This window comes from Maridesulfovibrio sp. FT414 (genome assembly GCF_050916235.1).
Taxonomy (GTDB): Bacteria; Desulfobacterota; Desulfovibrionia; order Desulfovibrionales; family Desulfovibrionaceae; genus Maridesulfovibrio.
Genome location: NZ_CP104854.1, coordinates 2,816,418 through 2,833,824, shown reverse-complemented (window position 1 = coordinate 2,833,824; position 17,407 = coordinate 2,816,418). Strand labels below are relative to the sequence as shown.

Annotated in this window: 15 protein-coding genes, 7 tRNA genes and 1 pseudogene; 17 read left to right on the top strand and 6 right to left on the bottom strand. The window is 49.5% G+C overall.

The features are described 5' to 3' along the window. Positions 1–46: 46 nt before the first annotated feature. Positions 47–172 (bottom strand): annotated as a pseudogene (locus N7E73_RS12615) (transposase); the annotation flags it as partial. Between the two features lie 222 nt (positions 173–394). On the opposite strand from N7E73_RS12615, the gene N7E73_RS12610 reads away from it, so the two are divergent. Then, positions 395–2,005, top strand: coding sequence for an amidohydrolase (locus tag N7E73_RS12610; RefSeq protein ID WP_432735117.1), 1,611 nt, complete (start codon positions 395–397; stop codon positions 2,003–2,005). 89 nt (positions 2,006–2,094) lie between these two features. Here the strand turns inward: N7E73_RS12610 and N7E73_RS12605 are convergent. Then, positions 2,095–2,170: transfer RNA gene (locus N7E73_RS12605), tRNA-Ala, on the bottom strand. A gap of 275 nt (positions 2,171–2,445) precedes the next feature. Between N7E73_RS12605 and N7E73_RS12600 the strand changes: the two genes are divergently transcribed. Genes N7E73_RS12600 through N7E73_RS12590 form a run of 3 tightly spaced genes read left to right on the top strand, consistent with a single transcriptional unit; the run spans position 2,446 to position 5,856 of the window. Further along, positions 2,446–3,438, top strand: coding sequence for an ABC transporter permease (locus tag N7E73_RS12600; RefSeq protein ID WP_432735116.1), 993 nt, complete (start codon positions 2,446–2,448; stop codon positions 3,436–3,438). Beyond that, the gene (locus N7E73_RS12595) at positions 3,438–4,283 is read left to right on the top strand and encodes an ABC transporter permease (protein WP_432735115.1); all 846 of its coding nucleotides are present in this window, start codon (positions 3,438–3,440) and stop codon (positions 4,281–4,283) included. The genes N7E73_RS12600 and N7E73_RS12595 overlap by 1 nt, the downstream gene beginning before the upstream one ends. 13 nt (positions 4,284–4,296) lie before the next feature. Then, positions 4,297–5,856, top strand: coding sequence for a DNA repair protein RecN (locus N7E73_RS12590; protein WP_432735114.1), 1,560 nt, complete (start codon positions 4,297–4,299; stop codon positions 5,854–5,856). Between the two features lie 152 nt (positions 5,857–6,008). Here N7E73_RS12590 and ahcY read toward each other — a convergent pair whose 3' ends face one another. Continuing rightward, positions 6,009–7,427, bottom strand: a complete 1,419-nt coding sequence (ahcY, locus tag N7E73_RS12585; RefSeq protein WP_432735113.1) for an adenosylhomocysteinase — start codon at positions 7,425–7,427, stop codon at positions 6,009–6,011. An 11-nt stretch (positions 7,428–7,438) separates the two neighbouring features. Further along, positions 7,439–8,350 carry an ArsR/SmtB family transcription factor gene (locus N7E73_RS12580; RefSeq protein ID WP_432735112.1) on the bottom strand — a complete coding sequence of 304 codons (912 nt, stop codon included), beginning with the start codon at positions 8,348–8,350 and terminating at the stop codon, positions 7,439–7,441. Positions 8,351–8,537: 187 nt separating this feature from the next. Between N7E73_RS12580 and N7E73_RS12575 the strand changes: the two genes are divergently transcribed. The 8 genes from N7E73_RS12575 (at position 8,538) to N7E73_RS12540 (ending at position 10,841) form a co-directional block, all read left to right on the top strand. Then, on the top strand, positions 8,538–9,041 hold the full coding sequence (locus tag N7E73_RS12575; RefSeq protein WP_432735111.1) for a DUF721 domain-containing protein: 504 nt from the start codon (positions 8,538–8,540) through the stop codon (positions 9,039–9,041). Positions 9,042–9,076: 35 nt separating this feature from the next. Then, positions 9,077–9,424 (top strand): hypothetical protein, encoded by a 348-nt coding sequence (locus N7E73_RS12570; protein ID WP_432735110.1) that lies wholly within the window; start codon positions 9,077–9,079, stop codon positions 9,422–9,424. Positions 9,425–9,509: 85 nt separating this feature from the next. Next, positions 9,510–9,584 (top strand) — tRNA-Gln (locus tag N7E73_RS12565). Between the two features lie 22 nt (positions 9,585–9,606). Further along, positions 9,607–9,684 (top strand) — tRNA-Glu (locus tag N7E73_RS12560). A 90-nt stretch (positions 9,685–9,774) separates the two neighbouring features. After that, positions 9,775–9,852: transfer RNA gene (locus N7E73_RS12555), tRNA-Glu, on the top strand. 570 nt (positions 9,853–10,422) lie between these two features. Continuing rightward, positions 10,423–10,497 (top strand) — tRNA-Gln (locus N7E73_RS12550). A 93-nt stretch (positions 10,498–10,590) separates the two neighbouring features. Beyond that, positions 10,591–10,668: transfer RNA gene (locus N7E73_RS12545), tRNA-Glu, on the top strand. A gap of 95 nt (positions 10,669–10,763) precedes the next feature. Next, a tRNA-Glu gene (locus N7E73_RS12540) sits at positions 10,764–10,841 on the top strand. 89 nt (positions 10,842–10,930) lie between these two features. Here N7E73_RS12540 and N7E73_RS12535 read toward each other — a convergent pair. Beyond that, positions 10,931–11,371, bottom strand: coding sequence for a hypothetical protein (locus N7E73_RS12535; protein WP_432735109.1), 441 nt, complete (start codon positions 11,369–11,371; stop codon positions 10,931–10,933). Between the two features lie 97 nt (positions 11,372–11,468). Here N7E73_RS12535 and N7E73_RS12530 point away from each other — a divergent pair, with 97 nt between their 5' ends. Beyond that, complete coding sequence (locus N7E73_RS12530; protein WP_432735108.1) at positions 11,469–12,404, top strand: LysR family transcriptional regulator; 936 nt, start codon at positions 11,469–11,471, stop codon at positions 12,402–12,404. 15 nt (positions 12,405–12,419) lie between these two features. Here the strand turns inward: N7E73_RS12530 and N7E73_RS12525 are convergent, their stop codons facing one another. Further along, positions 12,420–14,216: an RNA-directed DNA polymerase gene (locus tag N7E73_RS12525; RefSeq protein ID WP_432735107.1), complete on the bottom strand. Its 1,797-nt coding sequence runs from the start codon at positions 14,214–14,216 to the stop codon at positions 12,420–12,422. Positions 14,217–14,357: 141 nt separating this feature from the next. On the opposite strand from N7E73_RS12525, the gene N7E73_RS12520 reads away from it, so the two are divergent. From N7E73_RS12520 to N7E73_RS12505, 4 genes are all read left to right on the top strand, one after another. After that, a complete protein-coding gene (locus tag N7E73_RS12520) occupies positions 14,358–14,888 on the top strand; it encodes an HD domain-containing protein (protein WP_432735106.1) in 531 nt (176 codons plus the stop codon). 357 nt (positions 14,889–15,245) lie between these two features. Continuing rightward, positions 15,246–15,800 (top strand): GAK system XXXCH domain-containing protein, encoded by a 555-nt coding sequence (locus N7E73_RS12515; RefSeq protein ID WP_432735105.1) that lies wholly within the window; start codon positions 15,246–15,248, stop codon positions 15,798–15,800. A 48-nt stretch (positions 15,801–15,848) separates the two neighbouring features. After that, positions 15,849–16,991, top strand: a complete 1,143-nt coding sequence (locus N7E73_RS12510) for a PHP domain-containing protein (protein ID WP_432735104.1) — start codon at positions 15,849–15,851, stop codon at positions 16,989–16,991. 142 nt (positions 16,992–17,133) lie between these two features. Then, positions 17,134–17,406: an amphi-Trp domain-containing protein gene (locus N7E73_RS12505; RefSeq protein WP_432735103.1), complete on the top strand. Its 273-nt coding sequence runs from the start codon at positions 17,134–17,136 to the stop codon at positions 17,404–17,406. The last annotated feature ends 1 nt before the right edge of the window (position 17,407 follow it).

The window sequence follows — 17,407 nt, the reverse complement described above, 5'->3', positions numbered from 1 at the left end:
CACCTCGTGTCCTTATTCCAACTGTAACCTGGCTTTTTTAGGTTCATCACCGATTTCCGGGAAAAGCAGCCCTGATTTTCAGGAAGAAATATTCATGATCCCGGAACACGTATGCCATTCTTCTGATCAACTTGATTTTGTTGTTGATCCCTTCCAATAGACTAGTGTGTAATCGGAAGCACGATCTCTATTGGTTACATTTCAGCAGAAAAAATATGGCAACAATTACTGTGCAGTGATTGTGTTAAAAAGATGTATCATAATTTTTTTATAACAGTCTTGTTGTGATATTATTAGTGGGGTATAAATAGATTCTCCGTATCGTTTAAGCATGCGTTTTGGGTTATTCAATCAAGGGCCTTTCCCGGTAAAATCAAAACTCTTGGAGGTTTACATGGGTGATCAAACTGCATCGAAACTTTTCGTCAATGGCCGGATTTATCAAGACGCGGTTCGTCGGGTGCGCAACCTTCTTGTGGTAGATGACTGTGTAGCGGCCGTGGATGTGGAGCCCTCCGATCATATGGATGCGGAAGTCATAGATTTAGACGGTAACGCCATCTATCCCGGTTTTTGCGACAGTCATGTCCATTTGGTCGAATCTGCTCTTATGTTTAGTGGTGCAGACCTGCGCGGTGATAATGACGCTGAATCGATTGTCCAGGCTGTGAAAACGGCCATATCAGAGCATCCCGAAGAAGATCCTTTTTTTGGCGGAGGATTTTCCTTGGACGACTATGACTCATGGTCCCTGAAGGACCTTGCCGCGCTCGACGCTGTTACCGGTGACCGAATCGTTCTGTTAGGCGACGACCTCGGTCATAATCTTATTGTAAATTCTGCCGCTATGAAAAAAGCGGACCTATATAAGCACTTGGATGATGTGCCGTCGGGAGGGAAAGTCGTTGTCCAGGATGGCAAGCCCACGGGTATGTTGCGCGAAGAAGCCATGACTCTGGCCGGAAATCAGCTTCTCCATCTTTTTAAAGACAAAACGATTCGACCAGGTACACAAAAGTTCATGAATTTATGGGCCCAAATGGGTTATACAGGGATCGTAGACCTTATGGGTGCGCCCATCGGCCGCATTCTGCATGCTAAAATGTGCCGGAAACTGGAACACAAGGGTCTTCTGCCCCTTCGCGTCAATTATAACTACACCTTCTTCGGCCTTGATGATCTTGAGGGCGGTCTTGAGGAGATGGGCAAGGACACGGATCTGGTGAGATTTATTGGAAATAAACTTTTTGTTGACGGAGCCTACGCCGGAGGAGAGGCGTGGACAACCTGGGAAAATAAACAGGGTAACCATGGCCTACATACGGTCACGGCTGGCGATTCCATGGGCAAAAACCAGAACATTTACCGCATAGTGTCCCGGCTGGAGGAAGTCGGCCTCAATTGCCATTACCATATTCAGGGGGACGAGGCCCTGAATGTGACTTTGGATGCGCTGGAAGCCGCTGCGGCCAAGAAGGGCGGGCTTAGCTGTTTACACACGCTGATTCATCTGGCCTTTCCCCGTCCTGACCAATTACAGCGTATCAACAAGCTGAATAATAAGGTCGTCTCTACGGTCCAGCCGGGATTCTGGAAGGCCGAGGCCGGACTTGACAGGTATTATGGCAAGGCAAATGACGCGTCCTATCCCATCAAGGAATTGATGGAGGCCGGCGTAAGCACGGGCATAAGCACCGATTTTGGAGTCTCACCTCTGGATTTGAGCGCTCCCACAAAAATTATGAGTATATCCATGCTGGACGGAGGATCGGCGCGTACACCGCTGACCATGCAGGACGTCATTAGAGGGCTGACGCAGGGAAGTGCCGCGACAACTGGGCATAACGATGTGGGTGCACTTTATCCGGGCATGAAGGCCGACATGGTGCGCTTTGAGCGAGATCTATACGATGTAAAGCCGGAGAGCCTGGCAACGGATCCCCCGAAAGTCCTGGAGACGTGGTTAAGCGGAAAAAAAGTTATAATACCTGATAGTCCCAAATAAACTAAGGCGTTAACTCAAAGAAAGTTGCAGATACGAAAATAAAAAGACCCGGTCAGTTTATTGCTGATCGGGTCTTTTGAATTCTGTGGTGGTGGAGCTGAGGAGAATTGAACTCCTGGCCTCTTGAATGCCATTCAAGCGCTCTCCCAACTGAGCTACAGCCCCACTCGCTGTGAAGAATTTTCTATCTGCGCAAGTCACCGCTGTCAACAAACTTTTTTAATAAAATTATTTCACTTTACCAATTTATCCTACCGATTATACTGCCCTGAACGCTCCAAAATCCCCGCCTGCAAAGGACGGGCACAACGCAGAGCAGAACTAAACACCAGATCAATTCGTTTACCTATACAAAACAATCATATTGCCACATTCGGCAACATGGATTATCTTACGATGCAGTCAACGAGATTCAAACAGCTACCGGATCATGAGGTACCATGCTCGACATCATCTTGAAAATTTTATCAAAATTCGCATGGGTTTCCGTGGTTTTCATCGGCATAACGGTCATAAGTTTCTGGGTTATCCATCTTGCCCCCGGATCTCCTACAGATATGCAGACCACCTTGAACCCTGCTGCAACCATTGAAACCCGCCTGAAACTGGAAAAACTGTACGGACTCGATAAGCCCCTGCACGAGCAATACATAAATTGGGTTTCGCGGCTGGCCAGATTCGACTTCGGACTTTCCATGTCCGGGGACCGCCGCCCTGTCTGGGACCGCATAAAAGAAAGATTGCCGCTGACATTCGGCATGAACATGGCTTCACTGCTGCTGACCCTCATGATAGCGGTTCCCATCGGTATGTATTCAGCATGGCGACAGGGAGGCTGGTTCGACCGGGGCATGACCGTGCTGGTTTTCATCGGGTTTGCGGTTCCGGGGTTCTGGCTGGCCCTGCTGCTGATGCTCTGGCTGGGTATCTACTGGCCCATTTTTCCGATTTCCGGCCTGACCTCGTTGGATTATGAGCTTCTGTCCCCATGGGGCAAAATGGCCGATCTGGCCCGTCATCTGGCCCTGCCCATATTCATTTATACATTCGGAAGCCTTGCCGGGATGTCCAGATTCATGCGCTCATCCATGCTGGAAGTTCTCAGACAGGATTACATAACCACGGCCAAGGCCAAAGGGCTGCCCATGCGCAAGGTGCTGTTCAAGCATGCCATGCGCAACGGCCTTCTGCCGGTCATTACTATTCTGGGACTTTCCATCCCGGGGCTCATCGGCGGCAGCGTCATTATTGAGTCAATATTCGCCCTGCCCGGACTGGGACAACTTTTTTACGGTGCGGTAATGGCACGCGATTATTCGCTGATAATGGGTTCGCTGGTACTCGGCGCGATGCTGACCCTTGCGGGCAACCTGCTCGCGGACGTGGCCTATGGACTAGCCGACCCGCGCATCCGGGCCGGAGGCAATGACTGATGATCAACAGAAAACCTCTTTCCCCACCATCCAGACTGCAGAAATACGGCCTGCTCTACCTCGGGATATTCCTCGTCGGATCTGTTTCGCTTGCAGCCATCTTCGCGCCCCTGCTGACCCCTTATGATCCCTTTGCCCTCAACGTGGACCACCTTTTACAGCCTCCAAGCACAACACACCTTTTCGGAACCGATGCACTTGGACGGGACGTATTCGCCAGAATGCTCTACGGAGGACGGGTGTCGCTCTGGGTAGGCTTTGTGGCTGTTGGAATATCAACGGCTATCGGGCTGGCACTGGGGCTTGCCGCCGGATATTTCGGGGGCCTGGTCGATGAAATCATCATGCGTGGTGTTGATGTGATGCTCTGCTTCCCCTCATTTTTCCTGATTCTGGCAGTCATAGCCTTTCTGGAACCGGGACTGACCAACATCATGATCGTCATCGGATTCACCTCATGGATGGGGGTCGCCCGTCTGGTACGTGCGGAAACCCTTTCACTCCGCAAAAGGGATTTCGTGCAGGCCTCACGCCTTTCCGGTGCCGGTCCGATCCGCATCATGGTTACCCATATTCTACCCAACGCCATCACCCCGGTACTGGTTTCAGCTACACTGGGTGTGGCCGGTGCCATTCTTGTGGAATCTTCTCTCAGTTTTCTCGGACTCGGCGTACAGCCGCCCGACCCGTCATGGGGCAACCTGCTCATGGAAGGCAAGGAGGTGCTTGAAATAGCTCCGTGGCTGTCAGTCTTCCCAGGCATGGCCATCCTGCTGACCGTACTCGGCTACAACCTGCTGGGCGAAGCCCTGCGCGACATACTCGACCCAAGACTCAAACAGTAAAAACGGTAAAGCAATGCTGGAACTTCTCAGAATTCGCGACCTCGCACTCATTGAAGACGCTGAGATTGAATTTTCATCAGGCATGAACGTGCTAACCGGGGAAACCGGCGCCGGTAAATCTTTCATCCTGCGGGCCATAGACTTCCTTACGGGCCAGAAAATGGGTCAGGACATGGTCCGTCCCGGCAAGGAGCAGGCTTTTGTGGAAGCCCTGTTCGTCAACCATGACGGCGAGGAAACCATCATCCGCCGGGTTCTTTCAGCGGATACGGGGCGCAGCAGAATCTACGTCAACGACAAGCTCAGTTCCCAGACCACTATCAAGGATCTCGGAACATCCATGATTCTGCACACCAGCCAGCATGCCCAGCAGAAACTGCTCCAGCCAGCATACCAATGCGTAATTCTGGACCGCTTTCTTGCTGACCCGTCCCTTCCGGTAAAAAAAGATGCCATACTCGCAACCCTGCGCGGACTACTCAGCCAGAAGGAAGAACTGCGGCAGCGTTCCGCTTCGCTCATAGATAAAAAGGATTTTCTGGAGTACCAGCGCACGGAGATCGAAAAGGTCTCACCCTATCCCGGTGAAGAAGATGAGCTGCTGGAAAAGAAAAACACCCTGCGGGCGCAGGAGGATGCCGGACGCTGCATCCAGAATGCCATGGAGATCATGCGAGGAGGGCCGGACCTTTCCGGATCAGTCTCTGCCCTCAGGGCCGAGATGGACCGCATCTGCTCTATTTTTCCGGAATATGGCGAAGATCGCGAAAAAGTTACTGAATTCAAGCACTACCTCGACGAACTGGCCTCCAAGCTCCGCACCCAGCCGCTTGATTTCGATTCCGAAGACTCCATAGATGATATTGAAGCCCGGCTTTACGAGCTCTCCAAACTTAAACGCAAGCTTGGGCGCACCTTAGATCAGATAGTGGACCTTAAAAATGAAATTCAGGAAAACCTCGATTTCCTTGATTCATGCGCCCTTGAACTGGCCCAGATAGAAAAAAAAGAAAAAGAACAGGCAGCACTTCTGGCTGAAGTGCTGGCAAAACTCGCCACTGCCCGTGAAGCTGCCGCTGAAAAGCTGACCAACCGTGTTGTAGCTGAACTGAAAGGGCTCGGTTTTTCCGAGCATGTTCAGGTGCAGTTCGAATTCAGGCCCCATGAACTCTACCCGGGACTCAATGAGATGCGCGGCAGGCTGATGTGGATTCCAAACCCCGGCCAATCCGCACAACCGCTGGACAGGATTGCATCCGGCGGTGAACTTTCCCGCTTCCTGCTGGCAATAACCGGTCTGCAGGGTGAGTCTGAACGGCCCACGCTTATCTTTGACGAGGTGGATTCCGGCATCGGCGGTCATACCTTAAACCGGGTCGGCGAAAAAATGCAGGATCTTGCAGCACGCCAGCAGCTCATAGTCATCACCCACTGGCCGCAACTGGCCGCACTTGCCGACCGCCATTTCCTTATCCACAAGGGAGTCGTGGACAAGGAGACCTTCACCACCTGCCGCCAGCTTGAGCCGCAGGAAGTTTCCGCCGAGCTGGAACGGATGGCCGGTAAGGAGTAATACCGAGCAGCAAAGGATATGCCCCCGGCGGCTCTGCGAGGCTGAGTTTGATGCGATTTGAGCTTTTAATGATCTAATTTCGCCGCCGGCGGCAACAAAAAGCCCCGCGATACTCGGTATCGCGGGGCTTTTAATTTAATGAATACAGAAGACTAGTAGCGGTAGTGGTTGGGCTTGTAGGGACCTTCCACTTTTACGCCGATGTAGTCAGCCTGCTGCTTGGAAAGCTTTTCCAGCTTCACGCCGAGACGCTCAAGGTGCAGACGGGCAACTTCTTCATCCAGATTCTTGGGCAGAATCATAACCTTGGGCTCGTAGGTATTCTTGGCAAGATCAATCTGGGCCAGAGCCTGGTTGGTGAAGCTGTTGGACATTACAAAGCTGGGGTGGCCGGTTGCGCAACCGAGGTTTACCAGACGGCCTTCAGCAAGAACGATGACGGACTTGCCGGATTCGAGAATCCATTTGTCCACCTGCGGCTTGATTTCGATCTTCTGGGCCTTGGGGTTGTTCTCAAGGTAGCCCATATCGATTTCGTTATCAAAATGACCGATGTTGCAGATGATTGCCTCGTCCTTCATGCGGGCGATGTGCTCACCGGTGATAACGTGGTAGTTACCGGTACAGGTAACGAAAACGTCACCGCGCTCAACAGCGTCGTTCATGGTGGTTACTTCAAAACCTTCCATGGCAGCCTGCAGTGCGCAGATGGGATCGATTTCAGTAACGATGACACGGGCACCGAAACCGCGCATGGACTGGGCGCAGCCCTTACCAACATCGCCGTAACCGACAACAACAACGATCTTCCCGGCGATCATAACGTCGGTAGCGCGCTTGATACCGTCAGCAAGGGACTCGCGGCAACCGTAGAGGTTGTCGAACTTGGATTTGGTAACGGAGTCGTTGACGTTGATGGCAGGGAAAAGAAGTTCTCCGGCTTCCTGCATCTGGTAGAGGCGATGAACACCGGTGGTGGTTTCTTCGGAAACACCGCGTACCTTCTTGGAAATTGCAGTCCACTTGCCGGGATTTTCGGCAACGGAAAGCTTCAGGCGATCAAGAACGCACTTGAATTCCTTGTTGTCGGTCTTCTCTTCGAGAATGGAAGGATCAGCTTCAGCCTTAACGCCATGATGGATGAGCAGTGTTGCGTCACCGCCATCGTCAACGATGAGGTCGGGACCGGAACCGTCGGGCCAGGTCAGGGCCTGCTCGGTGCACCACCAGTACTCTTCAAGGGTTTCACCTTTCCATGCAAAAACCTTGGCAGTGCCGTTGACGGCGATAGCTGCAGCAGCATGATCCTGAGTGGAAAAAATGTTGCAGGAAGCCCAGCGGATATCGGCACCCAGAGCATGCAGGGTCTCGATAAGCATGGCGGTCTGGATGGTCATGTGCAGGGAGCCCATGACTTTGAGGCCCTTGAGGGGCTTTTCTTCACCGTATTTGGCGCGGATGGACATGAGACCGGGCATTTCGCGCTCGGAAAGCTGCATTTCCTTATTACCCCAGTCAGCAAGGGTGATGTCCGCTACTTTGTACTCAAGATTAGGATCTACTTTAAGCATTGAATCCTCCATTATTGTTTTTCAGATATGCATACAAGGACCGTGAGTCCTTCATTTACCGGGAAACGGCGGGTATCCACGGGCACCAGTCCGGCATCCGCAATCCAGCCGCCAAGTTCATCTTCTGTAAAGCCGAGCCGGCGGTCACCGAACTCGGTGCGCATCCGCTCGTTGGCATGAACCAGAAAATCAGCAATAACCAGCCTGCCCCCGCTGGTAAGGGTCCGCGCGGCCTCGGCTACAGCCTTGTCCGGACGCGGAAGATGGTGCAGAACCATTGAAATAACCGCAAGATCAGCCTCCCAGTCCCTAAGCGGAAGATGGGTGAGCTCTCCGATACGCAGGCTGACCCTGTCGTTGTCCCCGATCCGGGACTCGGCAAGTTCCAGCATCTTGGGTGAGCTGTCCACGCCGATAACCGTACCGCACTTGGCAAGCATCGTTTCAAGGAGCGAACCGTTGCCGCAGCCAAGATCAACGACAACGGAGCAGGTCTCCACGATTGAAACGAGCACTTCATTAAGATTAAAACCGCCGAACACGTCTCGCTGAAGGCGTTCCCAGTCCTCGGCAATCTCATCGAAAAATTTGCGGGTCTCCATGTTGCGCTCGGCCAGAACCTGTGCAACACGTTTGCGGTCCTCGGAAACCTCCGACTCGTTATCAATAAGCCAGCCTATGGACTCGGCAAAACGGCATCCGTTCCCGGAGCGGGCCAGACGGTAAAAATTCCAGAGCCCCTCGCGCCGCGATTCAAGCAGCCCGCTTTCATGCATTATTTTAAGATGCCGAGACACGCGGGGCTGGGACATACCTAGCACCTGCACGACCTCGCCCACATTGAGCTCATTGTCACGCAGCATAGCCAGAAGCCTGATCCTTATCTCGTCTGATAAGGCCTTGCTGAATTTAAGAATCTCCATCTCCATCCTCATAGGCAAAACATAACGACATCTTTATATAACGATATTCCAAGAGGCCTACGCGCCATAATCGAAAGCGTCAAGCATTAACTATCATTTTATATGGACAGGGGCCATCTATGGGTTTGCCAACCGGAAGCATAAAGTATAAGCATGATCAGATAAACTCTGCACAGATAGAATTTTAATGGCACAAAAAAAGAAATACACAGGCCCGGTAAAAAGGATCTTCCACCCGCGCCAGCGCAAGGTACGCTCGCTTGGTGAAGCCATGGGTGACTATGTAACCATCATGGATGGCGACTACAAACTCATGATCCCCAGGCTATGGAAAGCATGGCCGGAACTGATGGGTGAGCTGGCCGAATTCGCCAAGCCGCTGGGGCACCGCAAGCGGACACTCATCCTTGCATCTGATGATGCAGTGGCCGCTCAGGAGCTCTCGTACTTCGCCCCGGAGATCCTTGAAAGAATAAATTCGTTTTTTGGCGAAGAAGTCTTTGACAAGGTGCTATTTGAGCTGCTAAACGGCAGGGTTCCATTGGACGGGTACGAATTGAAGCGTGCAGAGTTCAAGGATGCAAAAATCAAAAAGCCCGGTAAGCTGGGCAGTTTGAAAGACAAATTTGATCCCGAATCGGCGGTCGGAAAATGTTATCTTAAATACGTCCGCCTGTTTGAAAAATCATAATATTTCGGGCCAAAAAGCCCACCAAGGAGGATATCATGAGCGAATCAACCCCCACTCTCGAGAGTATGGAACTTAAGAAACCCCTCGACAAAATGACTGTCAAGGAACTGCGTCAGCTGTGCATGAACAAGATGCCCCTCATCGTAGGTGCTTCCAGCATGGACAAGGAAACCATCATTTCCAACATCAAGGAATACCTCGGAATCCAGGATGAAGAAGGCGCAGTGTCTCCCTACAAGGATCGCATCATCTCCATCAAAAGAAAGATGAGAGAACTGCGTATCAGCAAGAAAGCAGCTGAATCCCGCAAGGAAACCACCCAGCTGCGCCGCAAGATCAACAAGATGAAAAAGCAGACCCGCGCTCTCGCAAAGGCTCTGTAATCATTTTATTTTCGGAATATTTTAAACTTTTCGAAAATAGCTGTTGACAGATTGAGGCAATCCGAATAAACACTCTCTTCGTTGTTGGGACATCGTTCAATTGGCAGGACGACGGGTTCTGGCTCCGTTAATCAAGGTTCGAGTCCTTGTGTCCCAGCCAACAACAACCAAATATGAGATGCGTCCCCATCGTCTAGCCTGGCCCAGGACACCGGCCTTTCACGCCGGCGACGGGGGTTCAAATCCCCCTGGGGACGCCACTCAAGAGATTCAAATGCCAGCATGAATCTCACACATAACCCGCTTCGCTATGTGTTCAGGCCACTGAAGCAGGTGCATATTCAAGATGCGTCCCCATCGTCTAGCCTGGCCCAGGACACCGGCCTTTCACGCCGGCGACGGGGGTTCAAATCCCCCTGGGGACGCCACGAAATTTCAAAGCCCGATTCGCAAGAATCGGGCTTTTTCGTTTTCCCCACCGGAAATACGGTTCACATGCTCCTAATCAAGGCTATCCATCCTCGTTGGCAGCAAACTCTGTTCAAACAATTCCGAACAAGAACCGACGGACAAACAGGACAGTATATGCCATATGACCGTAAAATGACTTCACAAAAAAACAGTCAAAATATTATCCGGTATTTTTTTTCTACAAACAACACTGCTTGCATATCAAATCGAATTTACGGTCAAACATCAGGACGACAAGTTACGGACAAGTGAGCCAACCGCTAGTCCTGTAATACGTCTGAAAGAAGGATTTCCGGAAGGATCTCCGTGTTTCCGTCAGAAAGACGCTGTTTCAGGCATGTCAAAGACCATAAAATGAGGGGCGAACTTGGCGGGAATTGTACTTTAGCACACCGGAAATCTCATATATCCGTAAATAACCGCCGCGTTTTCTCCGATCGGCAAAGTTATCCAAAGCAAGGATCAAAAAATATTTAATTTTCCTGTTGACAGCAACAGCGATTCCACATAAAAGGTTTTCTCGCTGCTGGGACATCGTTCAATTGGCAGGACGACGGGTTCTGGCTCCGTTAATCAAGGTTCGAGTCCTTGTGTCCCAGCCAGCAAAAAAACAGACTTATCGCCAAGCAAGTCTACACATAACCGGCTTCGTCATAGTGAATCAGGCCACTGAAGCAGGTGCATATTTCAGATGCGTCCCCATCGTCTAGCCTGGCCCAGGACACCGGCCTTTCACGCCGGCGACGGGGGTTCAAATCCCCCTGGGGACGCCATCAAAAAAAACAGACTTATCACCCAAGTAAGTCTTCACATAACCGGCTTCGTTACAGTGAATCAGGCCACTGAAGCAGGTGCATATTTCAGATGTGTCCCCATCGTCTAGCCTGGCCCAGGACACCGGCCTTTCACGCCGGCGACGGGGGTTCAAATCCCCCTGGGGACGCCACTTTTCATAAAAAAGGATTGAATCGCCAGATTCAATCCTTTTTTGTTGCTCAGTTTCTTTCAATTCATTTCCGCCCTAAATTTCATTGCTTACGGCTGAACGGGCCCGTCTTTGCCGATGACTCCGGTAACCACTCCGTTGCGCTGCACAAAATATATTTCGCCGTCCCTGTCCGCATAAATGGCCTGCGGGATGATTCCGAGCTTTGTTGCTTTACGCACTTTGCCGTCTGCGTCTATACGATACAACCTTCTCTGTGAGCTGGAAAGGACACACACCGTCCCGTCAGGACACACGCAAAGTCCGCTGATGTGGCCGAACCCGTCGGCAAAGCGCACCCACTCGCCATTTCCGTATACCGCAAAGACAGTTCCCTCTTCCTGATTGGCAACGTAGTGATTTCGTTTCCCCTGTGCCACCAGCATGGCAGCTGAAACAGGTTCAGCGCAAACCATAATACACCCGGTCAGCAGCAGAATCACCATCGTTGCCCTAAGACTCGCAAACCCTGAAAAATACAATCCGTACATATGCTGTACCTCCTTTTTTGTTTGATTTTGATTACGACAGCATATAATACAAATCCAATACCATTTTACAGAATATTAAGATCAAAAAGGTATCATTATGAGATTGCGCCAATTGCGTTACTTCAAGACTCTTGCCGAAGAACTCCACTTCGGCAACGCTGCTGAAAAACTGCACATCCAGCAGCCTCCGCTCAGCCGGCAGATTCAGAGCATGGAGGAAGATCTGGGGGTGACGCTATTTAAACGCACCAACCGCAAAGTGGAACTGACTGCGGAAGGCCGTTATCTGCTCAAGGAAGCAAGGGAAATACTGTCGATCATGGACAGGGCCAGAACAAGACTTCAGGCCATGGGAGACGGCAGGGCCGGAAAACTGCACGTCAGTTTTATCTACCTCGCACTATCATCGGCCTTTCCCGGCATAGTCGGGGACTTCATCAGGGAGTATCCCGAAGTTGACGTAAGCCTGTACGATGAGAACACCTATCACCAGATCAATGCAGTAAAGGAAGGAACCCGCCATGTAGGCTTCGTAACCATGAAGCTGCTCGACCTCTTGGGCCTTGAAAGCATGGTTGTTCACCGTTCCACCACCTGCGCAGCAATACCGGCCAGCCACCCCCTTGCCGAAAAGGATGTGCTGACCCTGAAAGACCTTTCTGAACTGCCCTACATATGCAGCACGGACTCTTATTGCCGTATGCGCGTTAAGGAGATGCAGAAAATATTCGGCGCGGCTGACCTTGAGTTGAAAATAGGTATGAAATACGAGCGCAAGCATACGGGAAACGTCTTCGTTGCTGCCGGGCTGGGCTGGACAGTCATCAATACCGATTCAATCGGAACCATTCCGGACGGAATTGCTCTGAAGCAACTTGAAATCGAATTGCACCCGTTCGAGATAGGCATGATCTGGAATCCGGAACGGATGACCCCGCTGGTGCAGAATTTTATTGATTTTTATAAGGGACGGGTTGGAGGGAAAAATTCAGAATTAGACGTTGGAGAGAATTCAATCGAAATAGTAAAATAATGCAAAACTTAATATTCAAGACAAATTTATCTTCTTAAACCAAAATGATATAATGTCATTTTTAGTCAAACTTATCAGCTCGTTCAAAACATACGTCTTTTGGGTAAGAGTATATGTCCCTTCAAATAATGAAAGTGCTATAAAAGCCTTCCATAAAGGGTAATGACCATCTTTATTTGCCTGCTTAACATAAGGAAACACAGTTTTAAATTGTCCCTTATCTGCAATAAATTCAAAATTACTTAATACAGATTGAGCACTTAGCAATCCAAATGATCTTATTATACCTTTTACAGAGGCTCTAACTTTTTTATTTAGCCGCGGAAACGTCGCAACTACCTGCCGAGCTAAATAATCTTTCCTAGACCAGAATAAATATGTCTTTTGAATAAATGAACTCAGCTCTTTAGAAGATGCGTATTTTCCTTGTAACCACAACGCATTAATAAACGCCGTTTCAGTTCCATGCTTCTCGAAAAGATTCTCCGCTAATGTGACCATACGCCGCGAATAGGAGAACATGAACGAACTTCTCCACTCTAAAAGAATACGCACCCCATAAAAAACACTTATATCATCAACACAATTTAAAACAAAACTTTTTACCAGCTGCTCACGTTCAAAAGTCCAACCAGTCCTTTTTAGATACTGGCAAACATTCTTTCTACAGCTTGGAATATCCTCTAAGATTATATTTAAATCATAATCCAATGATTGCGTATTGGCTTTTGTCGCCAATGAAAAATACCTCTTGATAACTTTTTCCCAACTACCTGTCCGGTTCCCATTGTAAAATTTCAAATATCTCTCTGTTAGTTGCTTTATTTCTCTCTCATACGGCAGTTTTGAGTGAATGAGCCTATCCAGCCGCTTAGTGAACACATTCAAGAACCAGTTTTCTTCTATATTAAAATGGTTTTTAGCTTCTAATTTTGTTAAAATTTTTGTTTTTGATGAATTTAGATGTAATCCATTCGTAAGTAAAATTTCATCTATCGTTCTTAAAATTTCTTTAGCCTCAGTCTTTGAATCACACCCAAAATCTATATCATCCATCCACCTCACATAATTATTACCCACGGTTCTTTGTAGGTATGTATCTATTTCCAATAAGAATACATGTGCTAAAAACCTTGGCGCATCCATATCCATCTGAGGTAATCCTCGCCCAGAATATGGGAGATAATCTGGGCGCCAAGTAAATTTTTCAATAACAAAAAAAATAAAATCTAAAATAGGCTCCGGGATATTGCTTAGCCCAGAAATATAATTTCGTAATTTAACAAAATCTATACCATCATAATAATTTGCAACATCTGTAACAACTACATAACTGTTCTCAGACACAAAGCCAAAAATTTTACGCTGAAATTCAGGCCATAGCTCCCACCAAAAATAATGAGTATCTTTTGGATCAACATTTTCAATAGATGGAGCACCCCCATGCTTACGGCTAAAAAAAGATTTTGTTTCTGGAAGAACGATTCTTTTAATTAATGCTTGACAGACAACCTCAAGAACCAAAGAGTCTTCTGGACAAGGAACAATTATATGCCTAGCCAACCCTTTTGATTTTTCGGCTCTTAACCTAATGGGAAATGAGGGCTGGTATCTACCATCAAGGATTTGTTCCACTAACGCCTGGATTTTGTTTCTTTTATGTACATGAAAATCATAATAGTCATGTAGGTCTCTATAGGGATATTGTCGCAAATCAGACCTAATATTTTTCCATGAATTCATTAAAAATGAATATTGGATAGCTGAACCTAGTTCATTACCGCGGCTTGTGAAACGTTCTGATTTAAGCATAGACCCCATCTAGGTTATTCGCAATATATGCCAATATCTACTTAATAACACATATTAAAGCAAGTTCAACTTAGAACAACATTCACGAATCTTTTTCTCGTCAACGTTCAAATAATCAACATACAGCAGAAGGATATACCAATGTCCACCATCCCTACCCCGGACCAGTGCGAACAGCTCCTCGCCACCCACAAGACCCCGGAGGCGACCGTAATTCACTGCCGAATGGTCCGCGACGTGGCCCGGCGTATCGGGCGCGACCTGAAATGGCTGCGAGACCGCGGTCCTAATATGGCCCTGATTACCGCTGCGGCACTGCTGCACGACATTGCCAAAGGACAGCCGGATCATGCAAGGGCCGGGGCTGAAATCCTGCGCGGACATGGATTTGAAAAGGTTGCCGAAATAGTCGAAGCACATAACGATCTTGAATATTCCGGAGACCGTCCTGTCACGGAAAAGGAAATAGTCTTTATTGCTGACAAACTGGTCAAGGGCGACCAGATGGTCACTGTGGTCTACATGTACGACCACAAGATAGAAGCCCGCCGGGACAATCCCGAAGCTGTTGCCGACCTTGAAAGACGCAAGGTCGTTGCCATGCGCATCAAGACATCCATAGAGCAGGAAACCGGCAAGAACCTCGAAGAACTTGCTATTGCCGAAGAATAAACGCCATATTTCATTGCATCAACCAACAGCCCGGAAGTCCTGACCTCCGGGCTGTTTATATTTCCACCGTAAAACATCATGCAGCTGCATTGCGGCAAGGGACGCAAAGGGAAGAAAATCCGGCCGGAAACAAGTACTAGCCAAGCCACCCTTCTTGGGTATAATCTTCAGACTGGACCGCTATTCAACCTGCAGTCAGGAAACGTTGCAGCAAAAGACTATTGCCACCTTTCGGTTGCCATATTGTAACAGTTCCGCAACAGTTGTGCTCGGCATATCAGCTACATACTGAAACGATGTACAATCGGCTGAGATAAACCAGCCGCAGACTTTACTCAGTGATCAGGAGGCCATGCCATGGGCAAAGGAAGCAAAATAGAAAAAATCATGAACGCCGAAGAACTTCCGGATTTTTTCCGCAAAATGGCTTCGGCAATTGAAAACGGCACATCTGACGATAACGCCTACCTTGCCGCCATTGAAGGATTTGAGAAGCTCAAGATAAATATCCGAACCGAGCAGGGCCATACTGTCATCAAGATCAAGGCCAAGCCTTCAAAGGATGTCGTGGAGGAAACTCCAGCCGCAGAAGGACAGGAGACCATTGAAGTCTCGGGCATGCCCAAATTCAGCCAGTTGAAGAAACGCATGCGTGCATCCTTCAAGATAATTTTCAAGACCCTCCACGCAGGGGAAATGCCCCCTGCCGAAGTTGTGGAGGAATTCATTGCCGACTCCAGGCTGATGACCACATACACCGGCAAAGGGTACGGCGATGAATATTTCGCAGAATACCTAGCTGCATGTGATCGGTTCCAGTCGGCATTCGAATCCGGCAGCATTGAACAGGCACATGCGGCCTGCGATGAACTGAACCACATCAAGACCAATTGCCACGCCAAATATGATTGAAATGACGTAGCGTTAACCGTTCGCCTAAGAACAGACAGGACTATGAGCATGAATACCCAAGCAAGCTGCCCTCAGGCAGTCAAAGTCTCACCTGAAATAACCGACGAGGACCGCCGGAGATTTCATGAGGTGATATCCACCGAACTGGCAGACTGGCAGATCGAGCAGGTCATTACCCCTTCCAAGATCTATCCCCGGCAGGAGAACCTGCTGGCCCTGCACTGGCATCCGGAATTTGTCCCCCTTGATCTCATTACCCGGAGGGTGGACGCAATGTTCCCCAACGCCAGGGAAAGGATGATGATCCCCACCCAGCACAACGTGCTTATGAGCTACGGGAATTATACCGGCGTGGAAGTGGACTGCTATGCCAGTGGATTCAACCAGAAGGTCCAGCTTCTGCTCCATTTTGAAAACGACAGGGTCAAGGATGCCGGAGTGCTCAAATCCATGCTGGCCCATACCTTTAAATACAGGTCCTCACAGCTGTTCGAGTACATGGACACCATCACCACGCCCATGGAAGACCGCATAGCCATCGCCGCACGCGAAACAGGGGCGGACGAGGATCTCGTGGAAATGGTCCGGGTATACGTCACCAAACTGCAGACCATACTGGACGAGGAATGGTCCAATGTTTCGCAGGAAGCAATAAAGAACAAGCTGGTCAAGAACTACTTCGACGCCATGCGCCCCAAGTACGGAGATAATCTCATCAACCGTATTCAGGCGTATCTCAAAGAAGTGAAAAAGCTTGTAAAACAGAATTTTTCCCTGAAATTCTTCTACCGCGCAACAGAAGTCATTGAGGAGGCCCGTGCCCTTGGTGGATGCGTGGTCATTCCCCATCCGGAAGAATTCTGGCCCATCCTGCTCGCCAAATACGATGTGGACGGAATTGAAGTCTGGAACCCGCAATCCCAGCGTTATACGGATTTCCTCATCTCCGTCGTCAACGAACAGAACGCCAGCCGCCCTTCAGGAGGCCGCAACCTGCTCATCTTCATGGGTGACGACTGCCACATGAGTGAGAAGACCAAATCCCCGGAAACCCAGGACCCGGACAAAGCAGGACGCGAAATCGGCCTGCAACCGGCCTGGGACGACCTCCATATCAGAAAGAAGCTGATCATTGCGGGTATAGACCGTCATTCTGTCATCAGCGAATACCGAGAACGACTCGCCGGATAATCCGGCGGAATCATTCGTCATGAAATCTTCATCAAACTGAAACTCAACTCCATTGCTGCAATGTTAAAGCTCATCCACACATCGACTTAACAAGCACCCCGGTGGCGGAAAAACACCGCCGCCGGTTTTATGGAGATCAGACATGTCAGTAGAACAGAAATTCATCTTCGAGTCTCTTCAGGATTCGGAGACCATCCGCCAGTTCCTGTCGGCACTGGTTGATGGTTTTGAATCCGGCGCAATAAACCTTTCCACCAACGGAGACCAGATCGAACTGACTCCCAAGGGGCTGCTCAACTTTTCGGTCAAGGCCAAAAGGAAATCCGACTCCAACAAGATCAGCATCAAGATCGCCTGGAAAGAATCCTGCGAAGGGAATAACCCCGAAAACAAAACTCTTACCGTCTACTCATAAC

Excerpts from the sequence above, each read along its gene's own strand:
- N7E73_RS12525 (WP_432735107.1), bottom strand. The coding sequence starts at position 14,216 with ATGCTTAAATCAGAACGTTTCACAAGCCGCGGTAATGAACTAGGTTCA.
- N7E73_RS12570 (WP_432735110.1), top strand. The coding sequence starts at position 9,077 with ATGAGCGAATCAACCCCCACTCTCGAGAGTATGGAACTTAAGAAACCC.
- N7E73_RS12505 (WP_432735103.1), top strand. The coding sequence starts at position 17,134 with ATGTCAGTAGAACAGAAATTCATCTTCGAGTCTCTTCAGGATTCGGAG.
- N7E73_RS12610 (WP_432735117.1), top strand. The coding sequence starts at position 395 with ATGGGTGATCAAACTGCATCGAAACTTTTCGTCAATGGCCGGATTTAT.
- N7E73_RS12520 (WP_432735106.1), top strand. The coding sequence starts at position 14,358 with ATGTCCACCATCCCTACCCCGGACCAGTGCGAACAGCTCCTCGCCACC.
- N7E73_RS12600 (WP_432735116.1), top strand. The coding sequence starts at position 2,446 with ATGCTCGACATCATCTTGAAAATTTTATCAAAATTCGCATGGGTTTCC.
- N7E73_RS12515 (WP_432735105.1), top strand. The coding sequence starts at position 15,246 with ATGGGCAAAGGAAGCAAAATAGAAAAAATCATGAACGCCGAAGAACTT.
- N7E73_RS12510 (WP_432735104.1), top strand. The coding sequence starts at position 15,849 with ATGAATACCCAAGCAAGCTGCCCTCAGGCAGTCAAAGTCTCACCTGAA.
- N7E73_RS12575 (WP_432735111.1), top strand. The coding sequence starts at position 8,538 with ATGGCACAAAAAAAGAAATACACAGGCCCGGTAAAAAGGATCTTCCAC.
- N7E73_RS12580 (WP_432735112.1), bottom strand. The coding sequence starts at position 8,350 with ATGGAGATTCTTAAATTCAGCAAGGCCTTATCAGACGAGATAAGGATC.
- N7E73_RS12535 (WP_432735109.1), bottom strand. The coding sequence starts at position 11,371 with ATGTACGGATTGTATTTTTCAGGGTTTGCGAGTCTTAGGGCAACGATG.
- ahcY (WP_432735113.1), bottom strand. The coding sequence starts at position 7,427 with ATGCTTAAAGTAGATCCTAATCTTGAGTACAAAGTAGCGGACATCACC.
- N7E73_RS12530 (WP_432735108.1), top strand. The coding sequence starts at position 11,469 with ATGAGATTGCGCCAATTGCGTTACTTCAAGACTCTTGCCGAAGAACTC.
- N7E73_RS12595 (WP_432735115.1), top strand. The coding sequence starts at position 3,438 with ATGATCAACAGAAAACCTCTTTCCCCACCATCCAGACTGCAGAAATAC.
- N7E73_RS12590 (WP_432735114.1), top strand. The coding sequence starts at position 4,297 with ATGCTGGAACTTCTCAGAATTCGCGACCTCGCACTCATTGAAGACGCT.